Origin of the sequence: Sphingobacterium litopenaei (assembly GCF_014692495.1) — a bacterium.
In the GTDB taxonomy this organism is placed as follows: domain Bacteria; phylum Bacteroidota; class Bacteroidia; order Sphingobacteriales; family Sphingobacteriaceae; genus Sphingobacterium; species Sphingobacterium litopenaei.
This window is the reverse complement of record NZ_JACOIJ010000094.1, coordinates 1-501: the sequence shown is the minus strand read 5'-3', so window position 1 is coordinate 501 and position 501 is coordinate 1. Positions and strand designations below refer to the sequence as shown.

Sequence of the window (501 nt, the reverse complement as noted above, 5' to 3'; positions counted from 1 at the left end):
AACCTGAATTCGATAATTAAAAAGCGTACAATTGGTTAGTTTTTACCGTTTGATATTTGATTGAAGGTTTCTTAGGGAAGAAACTGTATGCTGCTAATCCAGCTAAGATATTTACGATAAAGTTGATGAATGAACGATGTCTTGAATGCTCAATCTGACAGATGTTTTTAAGTTCGTCGTTCACAGTTTCTATAACTGATCTTTTTCTAAGCATAATCTTATCATTCATACTCATTAGGCTATTTTTCATCTTGTTTCGTATTCCGGTGACTAGATGTATTCCATCGATGAAAAGAATTTCAAACAGCTGTTTAGAGATATATCCCTTATCGCCAAATAGCTTTCCAAATATTTTTTTTAGGAAACTTTCTTTTTTTAACGGCTCTCTGTCATCCATATTTCCCTGACTAATAAGGAAATTAAGGATTTCACCCCTGTCATTAATGATTAAATGCAACTTGAAGCCGTAAAACCATCCCATGGTTGATTTTCCAATTTCAG

The 501-nt window shown here is 33.1% G+C and carries 1 protein-coding gene; it reads right to left on the bottom strand.

Going from position 1 to position 501, the window contains the following annotated elements:
- Positions 1–16 precede the first annotated feature (16 nt).
- Positions 17–501: IS982 family transposase (locus tag H8B04_RS16925; protein ID WP_190303074.1), on the bottom strand; the 485-nt coding region annotated here is incomplete at its 5' end.